Origin of the sequence: Rhodovulum sp. ES.010, from assembly GCF_900142935.1 — a bacterium.
Taxonomy (GTDB): Bacteria; Pseudomonadota; Alphaproteobacteria; order Rhodobacterales; family Rhodobacteraceae; genus Rhodovulum.
On record NZ_FSRS01000001.1, the window covers coordinates 3,280,360 to 3,302,300 of the forward strand.

23 protein-coding genes are annotated in these 21,941 nt (G+C 69.4%); 3 read left to right on the forward strand and 20 right to left on the reverse strand.

From position 1 onward, the window contains the following. Window positions 1–102: 102 nt before the first annotated feature. A complete protein-coding gene (locus BUR28_RS16195) occupies window positions 103–342 on the reverse strand; it encodes a Flp family type IVb pilin (RefSeq protein WP_074221071.1) in 240 nt (79 codons plus the stop codon). 368 nt (window positions 343–710) lie between these two features. Here BUR28_RS16195 and BUR28_RS16200 point away from each other — a divergent pair, with 368 nt between their 5' ends. Both BUR28_RS16200 and BUR28_RS16205 read left to right on the forward strand, forming a co-directional pair. Continuing rightward, window positions 711–1,520 (forward strand): lytic transglycosylase domain-containing protein, encoded by an 810-nt coding sequence (locus tag BUR28_RS16200; protein ID WP_371441622.1) that lies wholly within the window; start codon window positions 711–713, stop codon window positions 1,518–1,520. A 4-nt stretch (window positions 1,521–1,524) separates the two neighbouring features. After that, the gene (locus tag BUR28_RS16205) at window positions 1,525–2,829 is read left to right on the forward strand and encodes a UbiA family prenyltransferase (RefSeq protein WP_074221072.1); all 1,305 of its coding nucleotides are present in this window, start codon (window positions 1,525–1,527) and stop codon (window positions 2,827–2,829) included. Here BUR28_RS16205 and BUR28_RS16210 read toward each other — a convergent pair. From BUR28_RS16210 to cobT, 4 genes are all read right to left on the reverse strand, one after another. Then, window positions 2,826–3,563, reverse strand: coding sequence for an SDR family NAD(P)-dependent oxidoreductase (locus tag BUR28_RS16210; RefSeq protein WP_074221073.1), 738 nt, complete (start codon window positions 3,561–3,563; stop codon window positions 2,826–2,828). The two genes, BUR28_RS16205 and BUR28_RS16210, sit on opposite strands and share 4 nt — an antisense overlap. Then, window positions 3,560–4,873, reverse strand: coding sequence for an FAD-binding oxidoreductase (locus tag BUR28_RS16215; protein WP_074221074.1), 1,314 nt, complete (start codon window positions 4,871–4,873; stop codon window positions 3,560–3,562). Before BUR28_RS16215 ends, BUR28_RS16210 begins: the two co-directional genes overlap by 4 nt. Beyond that, window positions 4,854–5,861, reverse strand: coding sequence for a lysylphosphatidylglycerol synthase transmembrane domain-containing protein (locus BUR28_RS16220; RefSeq protein ID WP_074221075.1), 1,008 nt, complete (start codon window positions 5,859–5,861; stop codon window positions 4,854–4,856). The genes BUR28_RS16215 and BUR28_RS16220 overlap by 20 nt, the downstream gene beginning before the upstream one ends. Before the next feature lie 228 nt (window positions 5,862–6,089). After that, window positions 6,090–7,097, reverse strand: coding sequence for a nicotinate-nucleotide--dimethylbenzimidazole phosphoribosyltransferase (gene cobT, locus BUR28_RS16225; RefSeq protein WP_074221076.1), 1,008 nt, complete (start codon window positions 7,095–7,097; stop codon window positions 6,090–6,092). Between the two features lie 228 nt (window positions 7,098–7,325). Here cobT and BUR28_RS20840 point away from each other — a divergent pair, with 228 nt between their 5' ends. After that, entirely contained in the window at window positions 7,326–7,634 is a 309-nt protein-coding gene (locus BUR28_RS20840) for a bifunctional adenosylcobinamide kinase/adenosylcobinamide-phosphate guanylyltransferase (RefSeq protein WP_074221077.1), read from the forward strand. A gap of 77 nt (window positions 7,635–7,711) precedes the next feature. Here the strand turns inward: BUR28_RS20840 and BUR28_RS16235 are convergent, their stop codons facing one another. The 15 genes from BUR28_RS16235 to pobA form a co-directional block, all read right to left on the reverse strand. Then, window positions 7,712–8,644 carry a metal ABC transporter permease gene (locus BUR28_RS16235; protein WP_074221078.1) on the reverse strand — a complete coding sequence of 311 codons (933 nt, stop codon included), beginning with the start codon at window positions 8,642–8,644 and terminating at the stop codon, window positions 7,712–7,714. Further along, window positions 8,644–9,861 (reverse strand): metal ABC transporter permease, encoded by a 1,218-nt coding sequence (locus tag BUR28_RS16240; RefSeq protein ID WP_074221079.1) that lies wholly within the window; start codon window positions 9,859–9,861, stop codon window positions 8,644–8,646. Before BUR28_RS16240 ends, BUR28_RS16235 begins: the two co-directional genes overlap by 1 nt. Continuing rightward, window positions 9,858–10,667 (reverse strand): metal ABC transporter ATP-binding protein, encoded by an 810-nt coding sequence (locus tag BUR28_RS16245; protein ID WP_074221080.1) that lies wholly within the window; start codon window positions 10,665–10,667, stop codon window positions 9,858–9,860. Before BUR28_RS16245 ends, BUR28_RS16240 begins: the two co-directional genes overlap by 4 nt. Then, window positions 10,667–11,620 carry a metal ABC transporter solute-binding protein, Zn/Mn family gene (locus BUR28_RS16250; RefSeq protein ID WP_139307594.1) on the reverse strand — a complete coding sequence of 318 codons (954 nt, stop codon included), beginning with the start codon at window positions 11,618–11,620 and terminating at the stop codon, window positions 10,667–10,669. Before BUR28_RS16250 ends, BUR28_RS16245 begins: the two co-directional genes overlap by 1 nt. Before the next feature lie 152 nt (window positions 11,621–11,772). Continuing rightward, entirely contained in the window at window positions 11,773–12,996 is a 1,224-nt protein-coding gene (locus BUR28_RS16255; protein ID WP_074221082.1) for a mandelate racemase/muconate lactonizing enzyme family protein, read from the reverse strand. Then, entirely contained in the window at window positions 12,996–14,078 is a 1,083-nt protein-coding gene (locus BUR28_RS16260) for a Zn-dependent alcohol dehydrogenase (RefSeq protein ID WP_074221083.1), read from the reverse strand. Before BUR28_RS16260 ends, BUR28_RS16255 begins: the two co-directional genes overlap by 1 nt. A gap of 16 nt (window positions 14,079–14,094) precedes the next feature. Beyond that, window positions 14,095–15,315, reverse strand: coding sequence for a TCR/Tet family MFS transporter (locus tag BUR28_RS16265; RefSeq protein WP_074221084.1), 1,221 nt, complete (start codon window positions 15,313–15,315; stop codon window positions 14,095–14,097). A gap of 54 nt (window positions 15,316–15,369) precedes the next feature. Continuing rightward, window positions 15,370–16,698 carry a class-II fumarase/aspartase family protein gene (locus BUR28_RS16270; protein ID WP_074221085.1) on the reverse strand — a complete coding sequence of 443 codons (1,329 nt, stop codon included), beginning with the start codon at window positions 16,696–16,698 and terminating at the stop codon, window positions 15,370–15,372. Further along, a complete protein-coding gene (locus BUR28_RS16275) occupies window positions 16,698–17,528 on the reverse strand; it encodes a 3-oxoadipate:acetyl-CoA acetyltransferase (protein ID WP_074221086.1) in 831 nt (276 codons plus the stop codon). Before BUR28_RS16275 ends, BUR28_RS16270 begins: the two co-directional genes overlap by 1 nt. After that, a complete protein-coding gene (locus BUR28_RS16280) occupies window positions 17,525–18,247 on the reverse strand; it encodes an alpha/beta fold hydrolase (protein WP_074221087.1) in 723 nt (240 codons plus the stop codon). The genes BUR28_RS16275 and BUR28_RS16280 overlap by 4 nt, the downstream gene beginning before the upstream one ends. Next, on the reverse strand, window positions 18,247–18,852 hold the full coding sequence (gene pcaG, locus BUR28_RS16285; RefSeq protein ID WP_217693531.1) for a protocatechuate 3,4-dioxygenase subunit alpha: 606 nt from the start codon (window positions 18,850–18,852) through the stop codon (window positions 18,247–18,249). Before pcaG ends, BUR28_RS16280 begins: the two co-directional genes overlap by 1 nt. Next, window positions 18,852–19,568: a protocatechuate 3,4-dioxygenase subunit beta gene (gene pcaH / locus BUR28_RS16290; RefSeq protein ID WP_074221089.1), complete on the reverse strand. Its 717-nt coding sequence runs from the start codon at window positions 19,566–19,568 to the stop codon at window positions 18,852–18,854. Before pcaH ends, pcaG begins: the two co-directional genes overlap by 1 nt. Continuing rightward, complete coding sequence (gene pcaC, locus BUR28_RS16295) at window positions 19,561–19,944, reverse strand: 4-carboxymuconolactone decarboxylase (RefSeq protein WP_074221090.1); 384 nt, start codon at window positions 19,942–19,944, stop codon at window positions 19,561–19,563. The genes pcaH and pcaC overlap by 8 nt, the downstream gene beginning before the upstream one ends. Continuing rightward, complete coding sequence (pcaD, locus tag BUR28_RS16300; RefSeq protein WP_074221091.1) at window positions 19,937–20,725, reverse strand: 3-oxoadipate enol-lactonase; 789 nt, start codon at window positions 20,723–20,725, stop codon at window positions 19,937–19,939. The genes pcaC and pcaD overlap by 8 nt, the downstream gene beginning before the upstream one ends. Before the next feature lie 11 nt (window positions 20,726–20,736). Further along, window positions 20,737–21,906 carry a 4-hydroxybenzoate 3-monooxygenase gene (pobA, locus tag BUR28_RS16305; RefSeq protein ID WP_074221092.1) on the reverse strand — a complete coding sequence of 390 codons (1,170 nt, stop codon included), beginning with the start codon at window positions 21,904–21,906 and terminating at the stop codon, window positions 20,737–20,739. Between the last annotated feature and the right edge of the window lie 35 nt (window positions 21,907–21,941).

Sequence of the window (21,941 nt, forward strand, 5' to 3'; positions counted from 1 at the left end):
GCGGGTCGGTGCGACCGGTCGCCTTCGGGTAAAATGGAAAGGCCGCATCCGAAGATGCGGCCTTTCCTTTGGCCTTCATCGAGGCGGCGTGGATCGAGGATATTAGCCGTCGCCGCCGCCGAAGTTGCCGTCCGCGTCGAAGCCCAGGGTGCCGATATCCTGCACCTGCGTGCCGGACAGTTCGGTCGAGATGTTGGTGGCCAGACCCTGAACGCCGTTGCCCACGGTGCTGAGAACCGCGATGCCCAGGCCCACGATCGCGGCGGTCAGCACGACCCAGTCCACGGTAACGGCGCCCGATTCATCGCTGTGGAAGCGCTTGATCAGTTCGAACAGTTTCATGTCGGTCCCTCCAGTAGGATGCTCGCTCACTTCAACGTGCCGTCTCGGAAGTAAGGGCCGGCCTCTCGCTTGACCCATCACCGCCGTGGCATAGGGGTATAAGGCCAGCCGAATCGGGCAAGAGTTGGGCTAGGGCTTGTCAATTTCAGCCCGATGTTAAAAACTGGCTAAGGGTGGCCTAAGTATTCGTAATTAGAATACAAAAAGCTAAAATTCTTAGGGGGTGACGGCAAATGGCCGAGTCGCTTCGCCGAGGGACACATCGGGAAGCGAGCAACGATCGTCCATCGGATGTGGTTTTTATTAACAGATTCTGCATAGTCCTTGCCATGAAACGGTGTGCCGGCAGTCCAGGGGCAAAATTCGCGCTGCGCATCGTCGCTGGCGGTGTTGCGGCGGTGTTGTTTTGCGCGGTTCCCGCCGCGGCCGACCCCCCGCCCTGGCCGGAGTTCACCTTCAAGCGGGTCAAGCCGCCAGGGCCGGGCGCAAGCAAGCGGATCAAGGTGCAGATCGCGCCCGCGGAACCGGAAGTCGCCAGCCCCTTGCCGCCTGAGGTGGATGAGACCCCGCCACCGGCGGGCCCCGGCCCCGCCTGGTTCTGGGCCCGCGTCTCGCCGGCCCTCGCCGACAGGGCCCCCGGGCGTCTTGCCCGCGCGTTGGACGCCCTGGCAGAGGCGCCGGAAGGCGCCTCGGTGCCGGTGCCGCGGCTTCAGGACCTCCAGGACATTGCAGCCCTCCACGGGGCCGATATCCTTCTTGCCACGGTGGGCACGCGCGTTTCGCCTGCATTGGCGCTCGCGGTGATCGGGGTGGAGAGCGGCGGCCGATCTGCCGCGGTCAGCCCCAAGGGCGCGACCGGCCTTATGCAACTGATGCCGGAGACCGCGACCCGGTTCGGCGTCGCCGACGCGACCGATGCGGCGGCGAATATTCGCGGCGGCGTGGCCTATCTCGACTGGCTGATGGGGACGTTCGGCAATGACCCGGTTCTGGTGCTGGCGGCCTACAATTCGGGCGAAGGCGCGGTGCGCCGCCACGGCGGGGTGCCGCCCTTCGCCGAGACGCGCGACTACGTGCCCCGCGTTCTGGCCGCGTGGGCCGTGGCGCGCGGCCTGTGCCAGACCCCGCCGGAGCTGATCAGCGACGGCTGCGTGTTCCGGGTGATGGGGGCGGGGTAGGCGCATGGGGCCGGGCGAGCCGCTGGTTCTGGACGTCGAGCGCTCCTTTCTGGCCACGGAGCTGGCCCTCGAGGCGTTCTGGAGCGGCCTGCACCGGGCGCCGCGCGCGACGCTCGTGGCTCTCCTGCGCCATGCCGGGCAGCCCGCGGCGCTGCGCCGGGCGCTGACGCGTATCGCTCCGCCAAGGGTCGACCTGCTACCGGTGCGCCCGGAGGCCGCCGCACGGGCGCGCGCGGCGCGCGCAGCGGGGTGCGAGGTGGTTCTGGTGTCGGATGCCGATCCGGCCCTGCTGGCCGCGTTGGCGGCGCACCACGGGCTGTCCTGCCCGTTCTGGCCTGCCCAAGGGCGCGGCGGCCGGTGCGGGGATGCGCCCAAGGTCCCGGCGCGGCCCGCGGCCCGGGAAGGCCGACCGCGCTGGTCCCGGCGCGCGTTGCTCCACGCCCTTCGTCCGCATCAATGGGTCAAGAATCTCCTGTTGCTGCTGCCGGTTCTCGCGGCCCATGCCTTCTCGACGCCGATCCTGTTGCTTGCGCTGGCCGGGATCGTTGCCTTCTCGGCTGCGGCTTCGTCGATCTACATCGTCAACGACCTGCTCGATCTCGAGGCCGACCGGCTGCACCCGGTCAAGCGCAACCGTCCCTTCGCGGCCGGCGCCGTGCCGATCGGCACGGGTATGGCCGCAAGCCTGGGCCTCGCGTTTGTGGCCTTCGCGCTTGGGGCGGCATTGGGCCCCGCCTTTCTCGGGGTGTTGGGCCTCTACATGGTGCTCTCGCTTGCCTATTCGCTGCGGCTCAAGCGGATGCGCTGGGTCGACGTGGCGACGCTGGCCGCGCTCTATACTCTCCGGGTTGTGGCGGGTGCGGCGGCCACCGGGGTCGGGGCCTCGGTGCTGATGCTGGTCTTCGTCTTTCCCGTCTTCCTGGCGCTTGGCTGCGTGAAACGGATGACCGAGCTTGCGCTTGCCGAGGATGGGCGCAGGCTGCCGGGGCGGGGCTACGGACGGGCCGACCGGGACGATCTTCTGAACATGGCTGGGCTGGGCGTGGTGGCCGCCCTCCTGGTGTTCTTCGGGTACAGCTTCACAGACCAGGCCCGCGCCCTCTATCCGTCCCGGTGGATGCTCTGGGTCGCGCTGCTGCCGCTCGCGGCTTGGCTTGTTCGCATGGTCGTCTTGGGCTATCGCGGTGCGCAGGATTACGACCCGATCCTGTTTGCGGTGCGCGACCGCGTCGGGCTGGGCCTGATATTTCTGGCGCTGTGCTGCATGTTCCACGGCGCCGGGCTGTGGCAGCGCGGGCTTGGCGTCTAGATCGACATCTTCTTGAAGAACCGTTCCGGGATCGCCCGGATGATCGACATGATCCCCAGCCAGAACACCGGCGTGTAGATCACGTTACGCTTCTTCTCGACGGCGCGCAGGATATCGTCCGCGATCCGCTCGGGGTGCGCGACCAGGAACATGCCGCTGACGCCCCAGGTCATGGCCGTGTCGGTGAAGCCGGGCTTGACGGTCACCACATGCCCCCCGGCCCGCGTCAGACGGTTGCGCAGGCCCGACAGGTAGGTGGCGAAGCCGGCCTTGGCGGCCCCATAGACATAGTTGCCGATGCGCCCGCGATCGCCCGCGACCGAGCCGACGCCGACGACGGTGCTGTCGCCGCGCTGCTCCATCAACGGCGCGAGCATCTGCAGGATGTGCGCCGGGCCGGTGAAGTTGTCGACCACCATGCCCTCGATGAGCGACGGGTCGGCGTCGATCTCCGCTTGCGAGGGCATCGAGCCCACGAAAACCGCGGCCGAGATCGTGCCGCCGCAGGCGGCCATGCGCCCGACGAGCGGGGCAAAGCCCGCCGGGTCGCGGGCGTCGAAGCGGGCGACCTCGGCCAGCGCTGCGCCACGGATGCAGGCATCGGCCGCGTCGCGTTCCAGGTCGTCCATGTCCCGGCCCGCGAGGATCAGGCCGTCGCCGCGTGCGGCCAGCTTGCGTGCGAATGCTCGCGCCATCGCGGACGAGGCCCCGAGAATGATCCAGGTGTCGCTCATTCCTCCGCCCTCAGTTTGAGCCGCCGCACGAGGTCCGTTGCCAGCGCGCCCTCCGGGTCTGCCCTTTCGATCTCGGCCCGCCACGCGTCCAGTTCGGGGTACATTCCGCCCACGACCCCGGGCCGTGCAAGCCCGTCCTTGGCGAGGTAGAGTCGGCCCCCGGCGTCAAGCACCATCTCTTCCAGCCGTGAGTAAAGCGCCGGCAGCTTTTGGCGCGCGGGGAAATCGACCGCGAGCGTGTAGCCTTCCATGGGAAAGGACAGGTGCCCGGCGCGTCCGTGCCCCAAGCGCTTCAGCACGGCAAGCGGCGCGGCGACGCCGGCCTTGGCGATGGCCACGAGGATCTCCTTGAGCCGGGGCGCCGCCTCGGTTGGCACCACGCATTGGAACTGGTGGAAGCCCCTCTTGCCGTAGAGCCGGTTCCAGTCGTGCAAGCCGTCAAGCGGGAAGAAGAACGCATCCAGCGGCCGTGTGCGCTTGCGCCCGGTGTCGGGCACCCGCGACAGATACCAGCGATTGAACAGCGTCACGACCGGCCGGGAGAGGACGAGGCCCGGTGCGTTGAAGGGCACGGTTTTGGAGGTGCGTGGTGGCCCCGGGCGCGTCCCCTCCCGCAATGCGCCTTCCTCGAGGATGCCTCGGCCAAGGCATTTGCGCCTGGCGGTGGCGTCGACCCAGCCGACGGCGAACTCCGCCTTGGAGGCATTGAGCGCGGCGATGAAGGCGTCGAAATCGGGGATTCGGGTTTCGACGACATGGATGCGCTGGCCGGGGATCGGTTTCAGCTGCAGCCGCGCCGCGAGGATCGAGCCGGTCTGGCCAAGTCCGCCCATCGTTGCACGGAAAAGGCCGCGGTCGCTCTCGGGCGTGACCTCGCGCGGTCCGTTCCTCGTCATCAGCGTGATGGCCAGGACGTGCTGGCCAAAGCTGCCGGCCACATGGTGGTTCTTGCCGTGCACATCGTTAGCGATGCAGCCGCCGACGGTTGCGAAGCCGGTGCCGGGCATCACGGCCGGCATCCATCCCCTCGGGGCGAGCACGTCCAGCAGCGCGCCGATCGTGGCGCCGGCCTCCACCTCCAGCACGCCGGTCTCGGCGTCGAAGGCCAGCAGCCGGTCCATCCGCGTCATCTCGATCGCCGCGCCGCCCGAGTTCAGCGCCGCATCGCCGTAGGACCTGCGGTTGCCGATGGCCGGCCCCCCGCCCGCAAGCGCCGCCACAAGGGTGGAAACCCTTTCGGGCCGGGCCAGCGCCCCGCGTGCGGTCAGCGCCCGCCCCCAGCCGGAATACTCAGAGGTCTTCCATTGCATGCCGCGTCCTTCCTGCAAGCCGTTCCGCGAAGGGAAAGACCGCCGCCCCGACCGCGATCGCGAACCACAGCGTCGTGACGCGGATGATGGCGGTCGCGGCGATCGAGGTCTCGGGCGGCAGGCCCTCGAGCGTGAGAAGCGCGATCATCGCCGCTTCGGCCCCGCCGAGCCCCCCCGGCGCGCCGGTCAGCCCGCCCGCGAGCGTGGCGAAGACGAAGATCGCCGTTGCCGTCCAGAACCCGGTCTCCGCCCCGAGCCAGGCCAACAGCAGGTAAAAGGCGTAGCCTTCGGCCAGCCAACCGGCCACGCCAAGCGCCACAGCTCCCGCGATCGCGCCCGAACGGCCGGCCTGGCCCAGCATCCGGGCTATCCCGCGCAGGCGGCCGAAAAGGCGCGGCCAGCGTCCGAGGGTGCGGTACGCGAGGGTCGCCAGTGCCCCAAGCAGCCGCGCACGGGTCGCGAGAATCGCCGTTGCGAAAGCGATAGCAGCCACGGGGGCGGCGCCCGCGATGCCGCTTGTCGAAAGCGCGATCGCGGCCGCGAGGATCACCGCCATCGCCACCAGGTCGGCCGCGCGGTCCATGAGGAACAGCGGCGCGCAGCGTTCCAGCGGCATGCCCGTCTCGCGCCGGAGCCAGCGGATGCGCACCATCTCGCCCACGCGTCCGGGGGTGACGGACATGACGAGGCCGCCGAGGAAATGCCGCAGGTCGCGCCAGAGGTTCGCCGGCAGGCCGAGGCGGCGGGCGAAAAGGTGCCAGCGCAGCCCCCGCATCAGGTAGTTGACCAGCGATAGGGCAAGCAGAACGCCGATCTGGGCCAGCCCCAGCCGCATCATCTGCGCTCGCGTTTCGGCCCAACCCGTGGCCGCTGCAAGCGCGCCCAGCCCCGCCACCACCAGCAGCAAGAGGCCCGCCATCAAGGCCGTGTCCCGCGCCCGGTGCAGGGGGGCGGTCCGGGCCGGGGCGGAAGCGCGGTTCGTCATCATGTCATTGGCAATGCCAGCACATCGGGACAGGATTATGAAGCCTTTTCCGCGCCGGGGACCGTGTCCCCGCGCCGCCGCGTGCGCCCCTTATGTCGATTCGGTTCGGCGCGCGGCATGGTCCGCGCTGCCGTTTTCCGGTCGCGCGCTACTGCGTCCCGAGGGCAGATGCGCGCCGCAAGCCGGTGGGGCCACGCCCGATACGCAGGGAACCGGCAGCCGGGGTGCGTCTCAGGCCGGCCCGGCCACGCCCGCATCCTCGAAGCTGGCCATATCGTTGAGCATGGCCGTGGCGGCTTTCAGCAGCGGCCAGGCGAGCAGAGCGCCCGTGCCTTCGCCGAGGCGAAGGTTCAGGGAGAGCAGAGGATCGGCCCCGAGCGCCTCGAGCAACGCCGCGTGGCCCCGTTCAGCGGAGCGGTGGGCGAACACCATTGCGCCACGCGTTTCGGGCGACAGGCGCACCGCGGCCAGCGCCGCGGACGTCGCGATGAACCCGTCCACGATCACCACGCGGCCCGCCGTCGCCGCGCCCAGCATGGCGCCGGCCATCATCACGATCTCGAACCCGCCATACTCGGCCAGCGCCGCCTCCGGGGCGAGGTCGCCGGTGCGGGCGGCGGCGCGTTCCAGAACGGCCTGCTTGTGGGCCAGCCGACCGTCGTCAAGGCCAGTGCCGGGACCGGTCAGGATATCGAGCCCCACGCCGGTCAGCTTGTGGCCGAGCGCCGCGGCCGCCGCCGTGTTGCCAATGCCCATTTCGCCGAAGGCCACCGCATCCCAGTCGCCATCGGCGCCGAGCGTGCGGCCCTTTTCCAAGGCGTCGGTACATTGCTCCGCCGACATCGCGGGCGCTTCGAGGAAGCTTCGCGTGCCGGCCGCGACTCGCCGATCAATGAGTTCCTTCGCGTCGAAGGCCGGCCCGGCCACGCCTGCATCAACCACGCGCAGATCGGCGCCGACACTGCGGGCGAACACGTTGGCCGCCGCCCCGCCGGACAGGAAGTTCAGCACCATCTGCCGGGTGACCTCTTGCGGGAACGCCGACACGCCTTCGGTAGCGATCCCGTGATCGGCGGCGAAGATCGTCAACTGGCAGCGTTCCATCCGCGGTGTCAGCGTGCCCTGCACGGTGGCGATCTGGGCCGCCAGCGCCTCGATCCGGCCAAGCGCGCCGGGCGGCTTGGTCTTGAGGTCGATCTTGCGTTGCAGGGCGGTGGGGAAGCTGTCGGGTGCGTTCATGGGTCTCCTCGCGGGAATGGGTGGGCCGGTCTTAGGGTGCCCCCAGCGCAGCCGCAAGCCGCCGCGCCCGCCGATTGGAGGATTGCGACACCGGGGCCGGGGACCGGCCCACACCCAGCGCTACGGGGGGCGCGGTTCGAAGCCGGTCAATCTTGTCACCGGCGGCGCGGTCGGGCAATCGCCGCCACACCGAGGCGCGCGCTGCTCGGTGCCCCCGTCCATATCGTCATGGCCCAGCCGGGGGACGCGGGGTCACGCAGCGCGCATGACCGGGCGCAGCGGTGTGCGGGCTGGCTGACCCCCGAAGCTCCGCTCGACCGTACGGACGGGCAGGGCCCGCCGCGGGTCAATGGCCTTTCATGCCGGCTGTCGAACCTGATGCCAAAGGGGCTTGCATGCGCGCCAACGGTCAAGTCATTGGTCGCCGCTTTCGCGCACCAGCGCAGCCCGGTCGTGCTGGTCAGCAAAGCGGCGGATATGGGGCTCGTGCCGGAAACCGCGCTGGGCCGAACCTTTCGCGACATCAGGGCTGGTTGACCGGCGCGGCGCGCAGGTAGCCTTCGCGAGTCATTCGTCTTTTCCGGCCCTGCCGGTGTGGGTGAATTGCCGTCTCTTCAGGCCGACGGCTCCCGGCCCGCGCCGATGCGGCCGCGATGCGGGCCGAACAGGCAGGCGATCCCCAGAATAACGCCCGCGACGACAGCGATCATGCCCGCCGCGCTGACGGCGTTCTGGGCGCCGAACCACAGCGGACCGTAACCTGCCAGCACGTAGCCGAGGACCGCCGAGATCACGGCGAAGGCCACGCTCCACCCGATCTGCGTCTCCAGCCGGTTGGTCATCAGCCGCGCCGCCGCGGGCGGGCAGATGAACATCGCGATCACGATGATCGAGCCCACCGCGTCAAAGGCCGCCACCGCCGCGATGGCGGCGACGATCACCAGCCCGATGCCGAGCGCTCCCGCGGGAATGCCGAGGGTGCGCGCGAAGGAGTCGTCGAAGGTGGCGATCTTGAGCCAGCGCCAGAACAGCGCGGTGAGCACGCAGATCAGCGCACAGACCGCCGCGATGCGGCCGAGTTCGTCGGGCAGGGCCGCCAGCGCGGCAGGATCTGCGAGCGAGGACCACCCGTCGGCCTTGAACCAGATCAGCGACTCCAGGTTGCCCATCAGCGCGTGTTCGACGTCGAGATGCACGGTGGAGGTGTCGGACTGCTCCAGCAGCAGCACGCCGGCGGCGAAGAGTGTGGTGAAGACCACGCCCATCGCCGCGCCCGGTTCGATCCGGCCGAGCCTGCGCACGGCCTCGATCAGGATCACCGCGACGACGGCGGCGCCCGCCGCCCCCAGCAGCATCGGGACCGCCGCGACGACCCCGGTCAAGAGGAAGGCCACGACGATGCCTGGCAGCACGACATGGCTGATCGCGTCGCCGATCAGCGCCTGGCGGCGCAGGATCAGGAAGTTGCCCGGCAGGGCGCAGGCGACGGCCGCGAGGCTTCCGATCAGGATCGGCGTCAGGGAAAACTGTACGAATTCCGCCCCCATCAGGCCGGCCCTCCGACCGGCGCCGGGCCGCCGAGGCGGCGGTCGAACTCGGCGATCTCGTCGCGGGTGAACACGTCTTCGATGGGGGTGAGCCCGTCATAGCGCCCCGTCAGGCCGCTGTCCTGGTGGATATCGCGGGCGATGTACCAGCGGCGTTCGTCGCGGGCGACCTTGGCGGCCTGCGCCCGTCCGGCCTCGGTCGCCACGCCGTCGGCACGCGCCAGGCCCTCGGCGCGCAGCAGGCGCAGGGTGAAAGGTTCGCGAATCGGTTCGCCATGGGCAAGCGCCAGCAGCCCCTGGCGGCGATGCACCCGGCGCTGGAAGGCCCGGTGCCGGATCAGCGCGGCGGCGACCCCGCGTCCGGGGGCAAACAGGAGCGACGCCGCGAAAAGCGTGGCGGCCACAAGCACGATGATCGGCCCGGTGGGCAGGGCGGGCGCCGAGGCCGAAAGCGCCGCGCCCACGTAGCCGGCAAGACCTCCAAGGAACCCGGCGATCCAGATCACGTGTGCGCTCGTCTCGGTCCAGAACCGCGCCGTCACGGGGGGTATGATCAGCATGGCGACGATCAGGATCAGGCCAACCAGCTTCAGTCCGATCACGGTCACGGCCATCACCAGCCCCATCATCAAAAGGTCGATCCGCCGCACGTCGTAGCCGCAGGCCGCGGCGTATTCGGGATCGAACGCGACCAGCGTCATCGGCCGCCGCAGCAGCCATGTGGCCGCCACCGCGAGCGACCCGCCGATCGCGATCACTACTGCGTCCTGGAACAGCATCCCCGCCGTAGAACCCAACAGAAAACTCTCCAGCCCGGCCTGGCGGCCCGCGCTCATCGTCTGGATCACGGTCAGCAGGACGATGCCGAGTCCGAAGAACACCGACAGCACCGCCCCGATCGCCGCGTCCTCGGCCAGCCGCGTGCGCCGGGCGATCCATTCGACCAGCAGCAATCCGATCCAGGCCGTCAGGGCGGAGCCTGCGAGAAGTCCGATCAGGTTGCGCCCGTCGCCGCCCATCAGGACCATCACGATGAAGGCCAGCCCCACGCCGGGCAGTGTGGCATGGGCCACCGCGTCGGAGACGAGCGCGCGCTTGCGCAAGAACAGGAAGGTGCCCGAGGCGCCGGCGGCGAATCCAAGCAGCGCCGCGCCGGTCCCGACGAGCGCCGCGTTGTAGCCTGCCTGCAGGAAAAGGGCGTCGAGAAATGCGCTCACGCGAGGGCCAACTGGTCGATATGGGTCGCCGCGAGCCGACCGCCATAAGTGGCGTGAAGCGTTTCGGCGGTGAACGCCTCGGCCACCGGGCCTTCGGCGATCCGGCGCACATTGATCAGGAAGACATGGTCGAAATAGTCGGCTACGGTCGACAGGTCGTGGTGTACCGCCACCACCGCCTTGCCTTCCGATTTCAACAGCTTGAGCACGTCGATGATCGCCCGCTCGGTTGCCGCGTCGACACCGGCGAATGGCTCGTCGAGCAGGTAGAGGTCAGCGTCCTGCGCCAGCGCGCGTGCGAGGAACACCCGCTGCTGCTGCCCGCCCGACAGCTGGCCAATCTGGCGGTCGGCGAAATCGGCCATGCCGACCCGATCAAGGCAGTCAAGCGTCTGGTCGGTCATCGCGCCCGTGAGCCGACCGAACAAGCCCACCTTGCGGTAGAGCCCCATGCGCACGACATCGATGACCGTCGTCGGGAAATCCCAGTCCACGCTCGCGCGCTGCGGGACGTAGGCGATGCGGTCGCGCGCTCTTTCCAGCGGCGTGCCAAACACAGTGACCTCGCCCGACAACCGCGGAATCACCCCGAGCGTGGCTTTCAGAAGCGTGGACTTGCCCGCGCCGTTCGGCCCGATGATGGCCGACATCGCATCGGCCGGGAAGGTCGCGTCGACGGAGAAGACCGCCGGCTTTTCCGCGTAGGAGACCGTCAGCCCCCGGATCGCGAGGGCGGCATCCGCCGGGTCCGGTTCGGGCCGAAGCGTCCGGCCGTTCGCGGCCGCAAGGTTGACGGGCGTCTGCATCAGTTGAGCAATCCCTTCATGCCGCCGTCTGGGGCCTCGCCACCCAGGGCAGCGGCGATCGTGGTGGTGTTATGGTCGATCATGCCGAGATAGGTGCCCTCGTAGGTGTCGGGCGCGCCCATCGCGTCCGAAAACAACTCGCCGCCGATGGCCACCTCGTGGCCCCGCGCCGCTGCGCCTTCGATCAGCGCTCGGATGTTTCGGTCGGAGACCGAGCTTTCGACGAAGACGGCACGGATATCGCGGTCTGCCAGCAGCTCCACGAGATCGGCGATCCGCCTCAAACCCGCTTCGCTTTCGGTCGAGATGCCCTGGATGCCCACGACCTCGAACCCGTAGGCCGAGCCGAAATAGTTGAACGCGTCATGGGCGGTCACAAGCACCCGCGCCTCGGCCGGGACCGAGGACAGGACTCCCGCGGTGTAGCGCGCGAGCGCGTAGAGTTCGGCCAGATGCGCCTCGGCATTGGCGCGGAAGGTCGCCTCGGCCTCGGGCGCAGTCGCGATCAGCGCGTCGCGCACGTTCAGCACGACCCGCGCCCAGAGATTGGGGTTCATCCACACATGGGGGTCGAACTTGTCGTCGTAATCGTCGTGCCCGATCAGCAGGTTGCGCGGCAGGCTTTCGGCCACGGCGACGACGTTGTTGTCGTTGGCCAGCTCCAGCAGGAAGTTCTCCATCTGCGCTTCGAGATAAAGACCGTGCCACAGCACGAGATCGGCGCGCGCCAGTGCAACGATGTCGGACCGGGTCTGACGGTAAGAATGCGGATCGACCCCGGGACCCATCAGCGCGCGCACCTCGACGAGATCGCCCCCGACCTTGCGGGCGGCATCGGCGATCATGCCAGTGGTCGCGACGACACTGGCCCGCTCTTGGGCCGCGACCGGGCCAGGCCAGGCCATGCAGAGCGCAGCAATGGCCGCGAGAACGCTTCGTCTGGTCGCATGCATCGGCCGTGTTCCCCCGTGCGGTCGGAAATCCATACCTGCCCAATATTGCGACGCATTCGCAAAAGTCAACGCTAATGCGAGGCATTCGCAAATTTGTGTGCGCCATTGCACGTCCTTTGCTCGAAAACCAGGCGCTCTGGTCGCAAACCGGCCTAATCGGCGGCCCCGCCGCGAAACCGGTTCTCGCGATCATAGGCGCAGGGCGCGTCCTGCATCTCGAGGTGTAGCCGGTCGCCGGTATAGGGATGGGCGCGCGCAAGCGCTTCGTCGACCGCGATACCGAGGCCGGGTTCCTCGGACAGCAGGACATGCCCGCCCTCGACCCGGATCGCGCCGCCGATCAGCGCGTCGTGGAACGGGGTTTCGATGGTCTCGGCGATCAGCAGGTTCGGAAGCGTCGCGGCGAGGTGCAGGTTCGCGGCCCATTCCACCGGCCCGGCATAGAGATGCGGGGCAATCTGCGCGCCGTGGGCCTGGGCCAGCGCCGCGATCTTGACGCCCTGCCACAGCCCGCCCGCGCGCCCCAACGCCGGCTGCAGGATCGCGGCGGCGCCGGCTCTCAGCACCGCGGCGAATTCGGCAAGCGTCGTCAGTCGCTCGCCGGTCGCCACCGGGATCGAGGTGGCCCGGGCGACCCGGGCGAGGCCGGGAATGTCGTCGGGCGGCACCGGTTCCTCGAACCATAGAGGATCATAGGGTTCGAGGGTGCGGCCCAGCCGGATCGCGCCTTCGGGGGTGAACTGCCCGTGGGTTCCGATCAGGAGGTCCGCCCGGTCGCCCATGGCGTCCTCGACAGCTGCGCAGAACGCCTCGGAGCGGGCGATGTCGCTGCGCGAGGGTTGGTGGCCGCCGCGCACCGTGTAGGGGCCGGCCGGGTCGAATTTCACCGCCGTGTAACCGCGGCGCACCGAATCGGCCGCGGCCTCCGCCGCCATGTCCGGCGAGGTCCAGAAGGCATCGGGATCGTGCCGGGGCAGGGGATAGAGGTAGGAATAGCACCGGATGCGTTCGTTGACGCGGCCGCCGAGCATGGCCCAGACGGGCCGGTCCCGCGCCTTGCCGAGGATGTCCCAACAGGCGATCTCCAGCCCAGAGAAGGCGCCCATCACCGTCGGGTCGGGCCGCTGGGTGAACCCGGACGAATAGGCCCGGCGGAACATCCATTCCACGTTTTCCGGGCTCTCGCCCGCCATGTGGCGGGCGAATACGTCCGCGATGACCGCCCGCATCGCGTCCGGGCCGACCGAGGTCGCATAGCATTCCCCGTAGCCGACAATACCGCAAGCGGTGGTCAGCTTCACCACGATCCAGTAACGGCCGCCCCAACCCGGCGCGGGGGGCGCGATGACGAAGATTTCGAGGTCGGCCAGCCGCATCAGAATAGGATCACGTTGCGCCGCGCCGCGCCGGTCGCGGTATCGGCGATGGCCTCGTTGATCCGGTCGAGCGTCCAGCGCCCCGAAACCAGCTCGTCGAGCTTGACGCGCCCCTGCGCATATAGATCCACGATCCAAGGGATATCCCGTGCCAGCACGGTGTCGCCCATCATCGAGCCAAGCATGGCCTGGCCGGTCAGCGCCGCCACCACCGGCTCGTATCGCGCCGTCTGGCCCGAATGGGTCATGCCCACCATGACGAGACGCCCGCCGGCGCCCAGATACCGGGGGGCGGTATCGTAGGCCGGGGCCGCGCCCACAGTGACCAGCACCGCGTCCGCGCCCCGCCCCGCGATCTTGCGCACGCGGCGCCATGGCTTCTCCTCGGTCGCCAATACCGTGTCGGTCGCGCCGAACGCTCGCGCGCTTTCCAGCTTGTCGGGCAACATGTCCACCGCGATGACGCGCGCCGCGCCGGCCAGCCGTGCGCCCTGGATCGCGTTCAAACCGACGCCGCCCGCGCCGATCACCACCGCGACCTCGCCCGGACGGATACGAGCCGTGTTGATCGCCGCACCCATGCCGGTGATGACCCCGCAGGACAGCAGGCAGGCCACCTCCAGCGGCATGTTCCGCGGGACCTTTGCCACCTGGCTGTGATGGACGACGACCGCCTCGGCGAAGGCGCCGCAATCCAGCCCCTGTTTCAGGATGCCCCCCTCGGCGGTGCGCAGGGGGCCTGCGTCCTCGTAGGGTCGCACCTGGCAGAGCGAAGGCCGACCGCTGCCGCAGCTTGCGCAGGTCCCGCAGGCACGGATCAGCGTCACGATCACCGGGTCGCCGGCCGCGAGGTCATGCACGCCGTCGCCGATGCTGCGCACGCGCCCCGCGGCTTCGTGCCCATAGACCGCGGGTAAGGTGCCGCCCCAGGCGCCCTCGGCCAGCGAGATGTCGGAATGGCAGACCGCGCAGGCGGCAAGGTCCACTTCGACCTCGCCCGCGTGGGGCGCGCGCAGTTGCACTTCCTCGATGGTCAGCGGGGCTCCGAATTCGTGGCAGACGGCGGCGTGAATGGTTCTCATGGGGGCTCTGGGGCGGTCAGGCGGGCGCGCCGGCCGGCCGGCGCGCGGTAAAGACAAGGGCGCAGACGACCATCGTTGCCGCAGCCAGCACGAAGGGGGCGCCGGGCACGTTCGCAGGGGCACCGTCGCCCGTGAACAGGGCGAAGAGCTGCGTCATCACCAGGGGCGAGAGCACCATCGCGACGGACCGCGTGGAACTGACCACGCCCTGCAACTCCCCTTGCTGGTCGTCGCCCGCGGCCTTGGACATGATGCCGAGGATCGCCGGGGTCACGACGGCGCCCAGGGCCAGCGCCGGGGTCAGAACGAGGATGGCCGTGGAATTGTCGAGAAAGCCGATCACGAGGAAGGCGAAGAAATTGTAGGTTAGCCCGTACCAGACGGTGTTCCGCTCGCCGAGGGTGCGCAGGATCACCCGGATCAGCCCGCCCTGCACCGCGGCCACCCCGATCCCGAACATCGCCAGCGAGGCCCCGATCATCCCCGGCGTCCAGCCGAAGCGATACTGGGTGAAATAGGCCCAGATCGCGGGATAGATGAACATTGCGAACTCGTAGAGGAAGAACAGCAGCAGGAGCGGCCGCACCCCGGGCAACAGGCTCATCTGCCGGAACGCGCCGAGGGGATTGGCCCGTCGCCATTCGAACCGGCGGCGGATGCGGTCGGTCACCGTTTCGGGCAGCACCAGCCAGCCGAAGACCAGGTTCGCGGTGGCGAGCGCCGCAGCCGCCCAGAACGGCGCGCGGGGGCCAAGCTCACCAAGCAGCCCGCCGATGATCGGCCCGATCACGAACCCGACCCCGAAGGCCGCCCCCACCATGCCGAAGCGCGCGGCCTTCTGCTCGGGCGGCGAGATGTCGGCCAGGAACGCGCTAGCGGTCGCCTGGGTCGAGGCGGTGACCCCGCCGACGATGCGCGCGGCCAGAAGCAGCCAGATCGACCCCGCCACCGCCATCACGACGTAGTCGAGCGCCATCGTGGCCAGCGAGATCAGCAGCACCGGCCGCCGCCCGAACCGGTCCGACAGGTTGCCGATCAGCGGCCCGCAGAGGAACTGCATCACCGCGAAACTGGTCATCAGGATGCCGCCCCAGACCGCGGCATCCGAGACGCCCACGCCCTCCACGTCGCGGATCAGTTCGGGCATCACCGGCAGGATCAGCCCGATCCCGATCGCGTCGAGCACCAGCGTGATCAGGATGAAGAGGATCGGCAGGCGATTGCTGGGCTCGGTCATGGGGCGTCCGCAGGCTTCCGGTCATCAAAGGCTTAGCCGTTGAGAGGGGCGCGTTCAAACTCCAATCGCGGCCGTCGCGAAGCGGCGCGCATGTGCCGGCGCTTCGCCCATCTGCGCCGCCGGGGTGAAATGCGCGGCCCAGTCGGTGCCCGGCCAATCGCGCGCGGCCAGATCGGCCAGCGGCCGGCCGGCGTCCATCGCCTCGCGGCAGAGCGCCTCCACCGCCGCCTTGGCCTCCGGGCGCGGCATACGGTCGGCCAGCGCGAAACTCAGGGCTTCCGCATAGGCCAGCCCCAGCCCGCCGTCGATGTTGCGTGCCATGGCATCCGGCAGCGGTGCGATCCGGGGCACCAACGCCTCGGCCACCGTCAGCGCGCGCCCCGCACCCATCACGATCTCGGGCAGCGCCAGCCACTCAACCATCCAGGCCGCCGCGTCGCGCTGCTGCCGGTGCGCCGCCGCGCCCTGGATATTGGCGTCCAGCCCCGCCAGGTGGCGCGCCAGCGACGTCAGGAGCAGGGGATCGACCGGGTTCTGTTTGTGCGGCAGGGTGGAGGAGGCACCGCCAACGCCCAGCCGCACCTCGCCCACCTCGCTTTGCGCCATCAGAACCAAATCCTCGCCCGTCTTGGCCAGCGAACCGGCCACGCCCGTCAGCCAGCCCGACAACTCGGCAACGCCGTCGCGCGCCGCATGCCAGGGATCGCCCGCATTCCCCAGCCCCAGCGCCTCGGCCAGCCCTTTGCGCACCTCCGGCCCCTGCGGCCCCATCGCCGACAGCGTGCCGGCCGCGCCGAAAAGGCTGACGCGCAGCAGCCGCAGCTTCAGCGCCGCCAGCCGGTCAAGGTGCCGGATCAGGGGCCAGCCCCAGCCCGCCACCACCGCCCCGAACGAGGTCGGCGTGGCCACCTGTGCCAGCGTCCGCGCGGCCATCGGCAGGTCCGCATTGGTCTCGGCCTGCGCCCCCAGCGCGCGGATCACGCCGCGCAGCCGCCCCTCCAGGATCGTGATCGCCTGGCGCAGCCGCAGCACCAAGGCGGTATCCACGATGTCCTGGCTGGTGGCGCCCCAATGCACGTATTGCGCATGTTCCGGCGCCTCCATCGCCTTGCGGAAGGCGGCGACCAGCGCGGGCACCGGCACCGCGTTCTTCCCCGTCTCAGCGGCCATGCCGGCGGGGTCGAGCTGGAATTCCATCGCCGCGCGGTGGATGAAAGCACCCGAAACCTCGGGAATCACCCCCAGCTGCCCCTGCACCTTCGCCAGGGCGCCTTCGACCAGCAGCATGGCGCGCACTTCCGCGCTGTCGGTGAACAGTTTCCCGACCTCTTCATCGTGGAAAAGCCCGCGGTAAAGCGCGCTGTCGAACGGGCTGACGGCCATCAGGCGGCCCCCAGGCCGAGAATCTCTCGCGCCTGGGCGCAGGTGGCGACGGGGCGCTTGTACTTTTCGCACATTTCCACCGCACGCCGCACCAGCGCCGCGTTCGACGGCGCCAGCGTCTCGCGGTCCCACCGCACGTTGTCTTCCAGCCCGGTGCGGGTGTGGCCCCCGGCGGCGATCGCCCATTCGTTCACCTCGATCTGGTGCCGCCCGATACCCGCACCGCACCATTCCGCGTCCGGCGCGATCCGCGCCAGCGTCTCGACGTAGAACTCGAAGCTGGGCCTGTCCGCCGGCATCGCGTTCTTCACCCCCATCACGAACTGCACGTAAAGCGGCCGCCTCAACCGCCCGTCCGCACTCATCTTCACCGCCTGGAAGATATGGCTGAGGTCGAACGCCTCGATTTCCGGCTTCACATCGTATTTCTGCATTTCCGAAGCCAGCCAATCTACCAGATCAGGCGGATTCTCGTAGACCCGTGTGGGGAAATTGTTCGATCCGACGGACAGCGAGGCCATGTCGGGCCTCAGCGGCAGCATCCCGCCCCGCTCCTTGCCCGCGCCCGACCGTCCCCCGGTCGAGAGCTGAACGATCATGCCGGGGCAATGCGCGCGGATGCCGTCCATCAGCCGGGCGAAACGGTCGGGGTTCGAGGTCGGCGTCTGGTCCTCGTTGCGCACGTGGCAATGGGCGATGGACGCCCCCGCCTCGAAGCTCTCATGCACGCTTTCCACTTGTTCGGCGATCGAGATCGGGACGGCGGCGTTGTCCTCCTTGCGGGGGACGGAGCCGGTGATGGCGACGCAGATGATGCAGGGCTTGGTCATGTCTCTCCGGTCAGGGTGCGGTGGATCAGGCTGGCCAGCGCCTCGGGCGCGGTCAGTTGCGGCAGATGCCCGGTGGGCAGTTCGTCCAGCGTGGCGCAGGACGTTTCGGTCGCCATGGCGCGCTGCAACTCGGGGGTCACGGTCCGGTCGGCGCGGCACAGGATGTAGTGGCGCGGGACCCGGCCGAAGCGCTCGGCGGTCAAGGCAAGCGGGTCGACCTGCGCCTTGCTCGGCTGCGGGCCTAGCAGCGTCAGCGCCGCCTCCCGCTGCGCGGCCGAGGCGTCGTGGCAAAGGATTTCGTCGGCCAGGCTCGGGTCCAGCACCGTCGTCCCCTTGGCAGGCCCCGCGCGCACCGCCACCTGGATCGTCGCCGGCTCGCGCGACTTGAGCGAGACCAGGCTGTCGCCGTCCCGCGGCAGGAAGGCCGCGACATAGATCAGCCGCGTGACGCGCTCGGGCGCGGCCTCCGCCGCGGCCGAGATCGCCATGCCGCCCATCGAATGACCGATCAGCGCCGCGGGCGGGCCGCGTTCCAACTCCGCGACGATGCGGGCGGCATAGTCCTCCAGCCCCACGGTTTCGGGCGGTGTCGGATCCGCGCCGTGGCCCGGCAGGTCGATCGCTGCCGCGTCATGGCCCAGCGCGCACAGGCGGGCAGGAAGCTCGCCCCAGGCTTTCGCCTGGCCCCAGGCCCCGTGGGTCAGCAGCGCGCGGGCCATCAGAGATCGAAAAAGACGGTCTCGCCGTCGCCCTGCAGGCGGATGTCGAACCGGTACGCGCCCGCGTCGATGCGTCGGGCCAGCAGCGTCTCGATCCGCGCGCGATGTTCGATTCGTGCAAGAACGGGGCAGGCGGCATTGGCCTCTTCCTCGTCCTCGAAATAGATCCGCGTCTGCAAGCCGGTATTGATCCCGCGCGCCACGATCCAGAGCGCGATATGCGGCGCCATCATCCGCCCGTCCGGGGCCGGCGCGCGGCCCGGCTTGATCGTCTCCAGCCGCCATTCGCCGCTCTCGAAATCCGCCGCCATTCGCGCCCAGCCGGTCACGTTCGGGTCCGCCGGGCCACGCGGATCGCCGGGGTAGATCCCGTCCGCATCCGCCTGCCAGCTTTCCAGAAGCACGTCGCGCAGCACCATCCCCGCGCCATCCGTGACCGTACCGGTGAGCGTGATGCGCTCGCCCCGCGCGCCCTCGCGGATCGGCGCGGCGCCCAGGCCGCCCGGGTAAACCCCTGTTCTCAAGAGGTTGGGGGTCAGCCCGATATGGACGTAAGGCCCCGCGGTCTGCGACGGCGTTTCCTTCAGATAGGGCAGGTTCTGCATCACAGCCCCTCGGCGCGGTTCTCGAAAAAGGTCTGGCGGCGGCCGCGTAGCACGATGTCGAAGTGGTAGGCCAGTGCGTCCATCGGGATCGCCCGGTGCATGTCGAGCGGCGCCACCAGCGCGTCGCGTGCCTCCGGTGCGAGCGTGTTCGCGATGGGACAGCGGGCGATCAGCGGGTCGCCCTCGAAATACATCTGGGTGATCAGCCGCTGGCCGAAGCCCGTGCCGAAGATCGAGAAATGGATGTGCATCGGGCGCCAGTCGTTCACCTTGTTCGGCCACGGGTAGGCGCCGGGCCGGATCGTTCGAAATTCGTAAGTCCCATCCTCCCCGGTGACGGTCCGCCCGCAGCCACCGAAATTCGGGTCGAGCGGCGCGAGATAGCCGTCGTTCAGATGCCGGTAGCGCCCGCCCGCATTGGCCTGCCAGATCTCGATCAGCACGCCGGGCACGGGCCGCGCGTTCTCGTCCAGCACCCGCCCATGCACGACGATGCGTTCGCCGATGGCCGGCTCGCCGGTGAAGTTCAGCACGAGGTCGTTGTCGCGCGCCCCCAGCATGTCGCGGCCGAAGACCGGCCCGGTCTCCTCGCTGAGAGTCGAGCCCATCGCCACCAGGGGCCGCGACGGCGCCCGGGTCATCGAGGTCTTGTAGCCGGGCGTATAGGCCGGCGGGTGCCAGCCCCGGTCGCGCGGGTAAAGCGCGCCCCTATCCATCGCCCGCCTCCAGCTCGGCGAAGACCTCGCGAGCGATCCGGATCGCCGAATTGGCCCGCGGCACCCCGGCATAGATCGCGACATGCAGCATCACCTCCAGGATGTCCTCCTTGGTCGCGCCCGTGTTGGCGCAGGCCCTCAGGTGCAGCCGCAACTCATCGTGGTTCCCGAGCCCCGCCAGGAGCGCCACGGTCAGCATCGAGCGTTCGCGCGGCGGGATCGTGTCGCGCGACCAGACGCGGCCCCAAGCGGCCTCGGTGATCAGTTCCACGAAGGGCGGGTCGAGCACCGCGTCGCCCCGGCGCGAGCGGTTCACATGCGCGTCGCCCAAGGTGCGGCGGCGTGTGGCGTCGCCGGTGTCGAACAGGTCAGACATGGCCGATCTCCTTCAGGAAACTGCCCAGAACCTCGGCATATTCGCCGGGTTTCTCGACGCAGGGCAGGTGCCCCGCGCCCCGGATCAGGTGGAACCGCGATCCCTTGATCAGCGCCGCCGTCTCGCGCACGAGGTCGGGCGGGGTCGAACCGTCCTCGCTCCCTGCGATGGCCAGCGTCGGCAGGGTCAGTCCAGAGGTCGGCGTATAGAAATCCGTCCCCGAAATCGCCGCGCAACAGCCCAGGTAGCCCTCGACCGGCTGGCGGATCAGCATGTTGCGCCAGAGCGCGCAATCGGGGCTTTCGCGGAACGGGCGCGAGAACCAGCGCTCCATCGTGCCGTCGGCCAGCGCCTCGATGCCCCCTTCTCGCACCGCCGCGATACGGTCTTCCCACATCTCGCGGGTGCCGATCTTGGCCGCGGTGTTCGAGATCACCATGCCGCGCACAAGGTCCAGCCGCTTGACCGACAGCCCCTGCGCGATCAGCCCGCCGATCGAGAGCCCGACGAAGACGCAGTCCGATACGCCGAGAAAATCGAGGAGCCGCTCGGCGTCGGAAACCAGCGTGCCCATCGCGTAAGGCCCCCGCGGGCAGGCCGACAACCCGTGGCCGCGCTTGTCGTAGCGGATCGCGCGCACGCCCCCGGGCATCAGCGCCACCACCTCGTCCCAGAGCCGCAGATCGCAGCCCAGCGAATTCGAGAACACCACCGGCGCGCCGTCCGGGTCGCCGTCCTCGCGGTAATGCAGCGCCACGTCGCCCAGATCGGCGATCTTCATGCCCGTCCTCCTCAATAGGGCAGCCCGACGTAATTCTCGGCCAGCGCGGTCTGCGCCGCAACCGATGTCTCCAGCCAGGCCAGTTCGCTTTCCTGCATCCGCTGGTCGAACGGCGTCTGGTCGGGAAAGCGGTGCAGCATTTGCGTCATCGACCAGGAAAAGCGTTCGCATTTCCAGACCCGCGCCAGTGCGCGGTCCGAATAGCTGCCCAGCGCCGCATCCGACCCGTCGCGGTAGTGCGCGGCCAGCCCCTCGTGCAGGTAATGCACGTCGGAAAAGGCGAGGTTCAGCCCCTTGGCCCCGGTGGGCGGGACGATATGCGCCGCATCGCCAACCAGAAACAGCCGGCCCCAGCGCATCGGTTCGGCCACGTAGGACCTGAGCGGCGCGATGGATTTCTCGACCGCGGGGCCAGTGACCAGCCGGTCGGCCGCATCCTCGGGGATGCGTCGTTTCAGCTCGTCCCAAAAGGCGTGATCGGACCAGGCATCGACGGGCTCGCTCAGCGGCACCTGCAAGTAATAGCGGCTGAGGCCTGCGTTGCGCATCGAGCAGAGCGCAAAGCCGCGCGGGTGGTTGGCGTAGATCAGCTCCTCGGCCACGGGCGGGGTCTCGGACAGGACGCCGAGCCAGCCGAACGGATAGACCCGTTCGAATTCGCGCAGCACGTCCGGGGGAATACAGGTTCGGCTGACCCCGTGGAACCCGTCGCAGCCGACGACGAAATCGCAGGTCACGCGGTGCTCGCGCCCGTCCCGCAGATAGGTCACGGCGGGCGCCTTGCTGTCGAGCCCCCAGGGCGTCACCCGGTCGGCCCGGTCGATCACGGTGCCGCCCGCGGCGTCGCGTGCGTCGTAAAGATCCTGCGTGACCTCGGTCTGGCCATAGACCATGACCGACTTGCCGACGCGGGCCTCGAAGTCGATCCGGAAGCCGCGATTGGCGGCCGCGAGAAACGTGCCCGCATGGACGAACCCCTCGCGGTCCATCCGCGCGCCCACACCCGCCCGGCGCAGCAGCTCGACGCTGCCCTGTTCCAGCACGCCCGCCCGGATCCGCGCCAGCACATGGGCACGGTCGCGCTTTTCCAGCACGACGCTGTCGATTCCGTCGTTGTGAAGAAGCTGCGCAAGCAGCAGGCCCGACGGGCCGCCCCCGATGATGCAGACCTGCGTGCGCATGCCGTCCTCCCCCCGCGCGACAATGGCCCGCGCGG

Bases quoted from the DNA above. Each gene is read 5' to 3' on its own strand.
- BUR28_RS16195 (WP_074221071.1), bottom strand. From the start codon at position 342: ATGAAACTGTTCGAACTGATCAAGCGCTTCCACAGCGATGAATCGGGC.
- BUR28_RS16205 (WP_074221072.1), top strand. From the start codon at position 1,525: ATGGGGCCGGGCGAGCCGCTGGTTCTGGACGTCGAGCGCTCCTTTCTG.
- BUR28_RS16210 (WP_074221073.1), bottom strand. From the start codon at position 3,563: ATGAGCGACACCTGGATCATTCTCGGGGCCTCGTCCGCGATGGCGCGA.
- BUR28_RS16215 (WP_074221074.1), bottom strand. From the start codon at position 4,873: ATGCAATGGAAGACCTCTGAGTATTCCGGCTGGGGGCGGGCGCTGACC.
- BUR28_RS16220 (WP_074221075.1), bottom strand. From the start codon at position 5,861: ATGATGACGAACCGCGCTTCCGCCCCGGCCCGGACCGCCCCCCTGCAC.
- cobT (WP_074221076.1), bottom strand. From the start codon at position 7,097: ATGAACGCACCCGACAGCTTCCCCACCGCCCTGCAACGCAAGATCGAC.
- BUR28_RS20840 (WP_074221077.1), top strand. From the start codon at position 7,326: ATGGCCCAGCCGGGGGACGCGGGGTCACGCAGCGCGCATGACCGGGCG.
- BUR28_RS16235 (WP_074221078.1), bottom strand. From the start codon at position 8,644: ATGGGGGCGGAATTCGTACAGTTTTCCCTGACGCCGATCCTGATCGGA.
- BUR28_RS16245 (WP_074221080.1), bottom strand. From the start codon at position 10,667: ATGCAGACGCCCGTCAACCTTGCGGCCGCGAACGGCCGGACGCTTCGG.
- BUR28_RS16250 (WP_139307594.1), bottom strand. From the start codon at position 11,620: ATGCATGCGACCAGACGAAGCGTTCTCGCGGCCATTGCTGCGCTCTGC.
- BUR28_RS16255 (WP_074221082.1), bottom strand. From the start codon at position 12,996: ATGCGGCTGGCCGACCTCGAAATCTTCGTCATCGCGCCCCCCGCGCCG.
- BUR28_RS16260 (WP_074221083.1), bottom strand. From the start codon at position 14,078: ATGAGAACCATTCACGCCGCCGTCTGCCACGAATTCGGAGCCCCGCTG.
- BUR28_RS16265 (WP_074221084.1), bottom strand. From the start codon at position 15,315: ATGACCGAGCCCAGCAATCGCCTGCCGATCCTCTTCATCCTGATCACG.
- BUR28_RS16270 (WP_074221085.1), bottom strand. From the start codon at position 16,698: ATGGCCGTCAGCCCGTTCGACAGCGCGCTTTACCGCGGGCTTTTCCAC.
- BUR28_RS16275 (WP_074221086.1), bottom strand. From the start codon at position 17,528: ATGACCAAGCCCTGCATCATCTGCGTCGCCATCACCGGCTCCGTCCCC.
- BUR28_RS16280 (WP_074221087.1), bottom strand. From the start codon at position 18,247: ATGGCCCGCGCGCTGCTGACCCACGGGGCCTGGGGCCAGGCGAAAGCC.
- pcaG (WP_217693531.1), bottom strand. From the start codon at position 18,852: ATGCAGAACCTGCCCTATCTGAAGGAAACGCCGTCGCAGACCGCGGGG.
- pcaH (WP_074221089.1), bottom strand. From the start codon at position 19,568: ATGGATAGGGGCGCGCTTTACCCGCGCGACCGGGGCTGGCACCCGCCG.
- pcaC (WP_074221090.1), bottom strand. From the start codon at position 19,944: ATGTCTGACCTGTTCGACACCGGCGACGCCACACGCCGCCGCACCTTG.
- pcaD (WP_074221091.1), bottom strand. From the start codon at position 20,725: ATGAAGATCGCCGATCTGGGCGACGTGGCGCTGCATTACCGCGAGGAC.
- pobA (WP_074221092.1), bottom strand. From the start codon at position 21,906: ATGCGCACGCAGGTCTGCATCATCGGGGGCGGCCCGTCGGGCCTGCTG.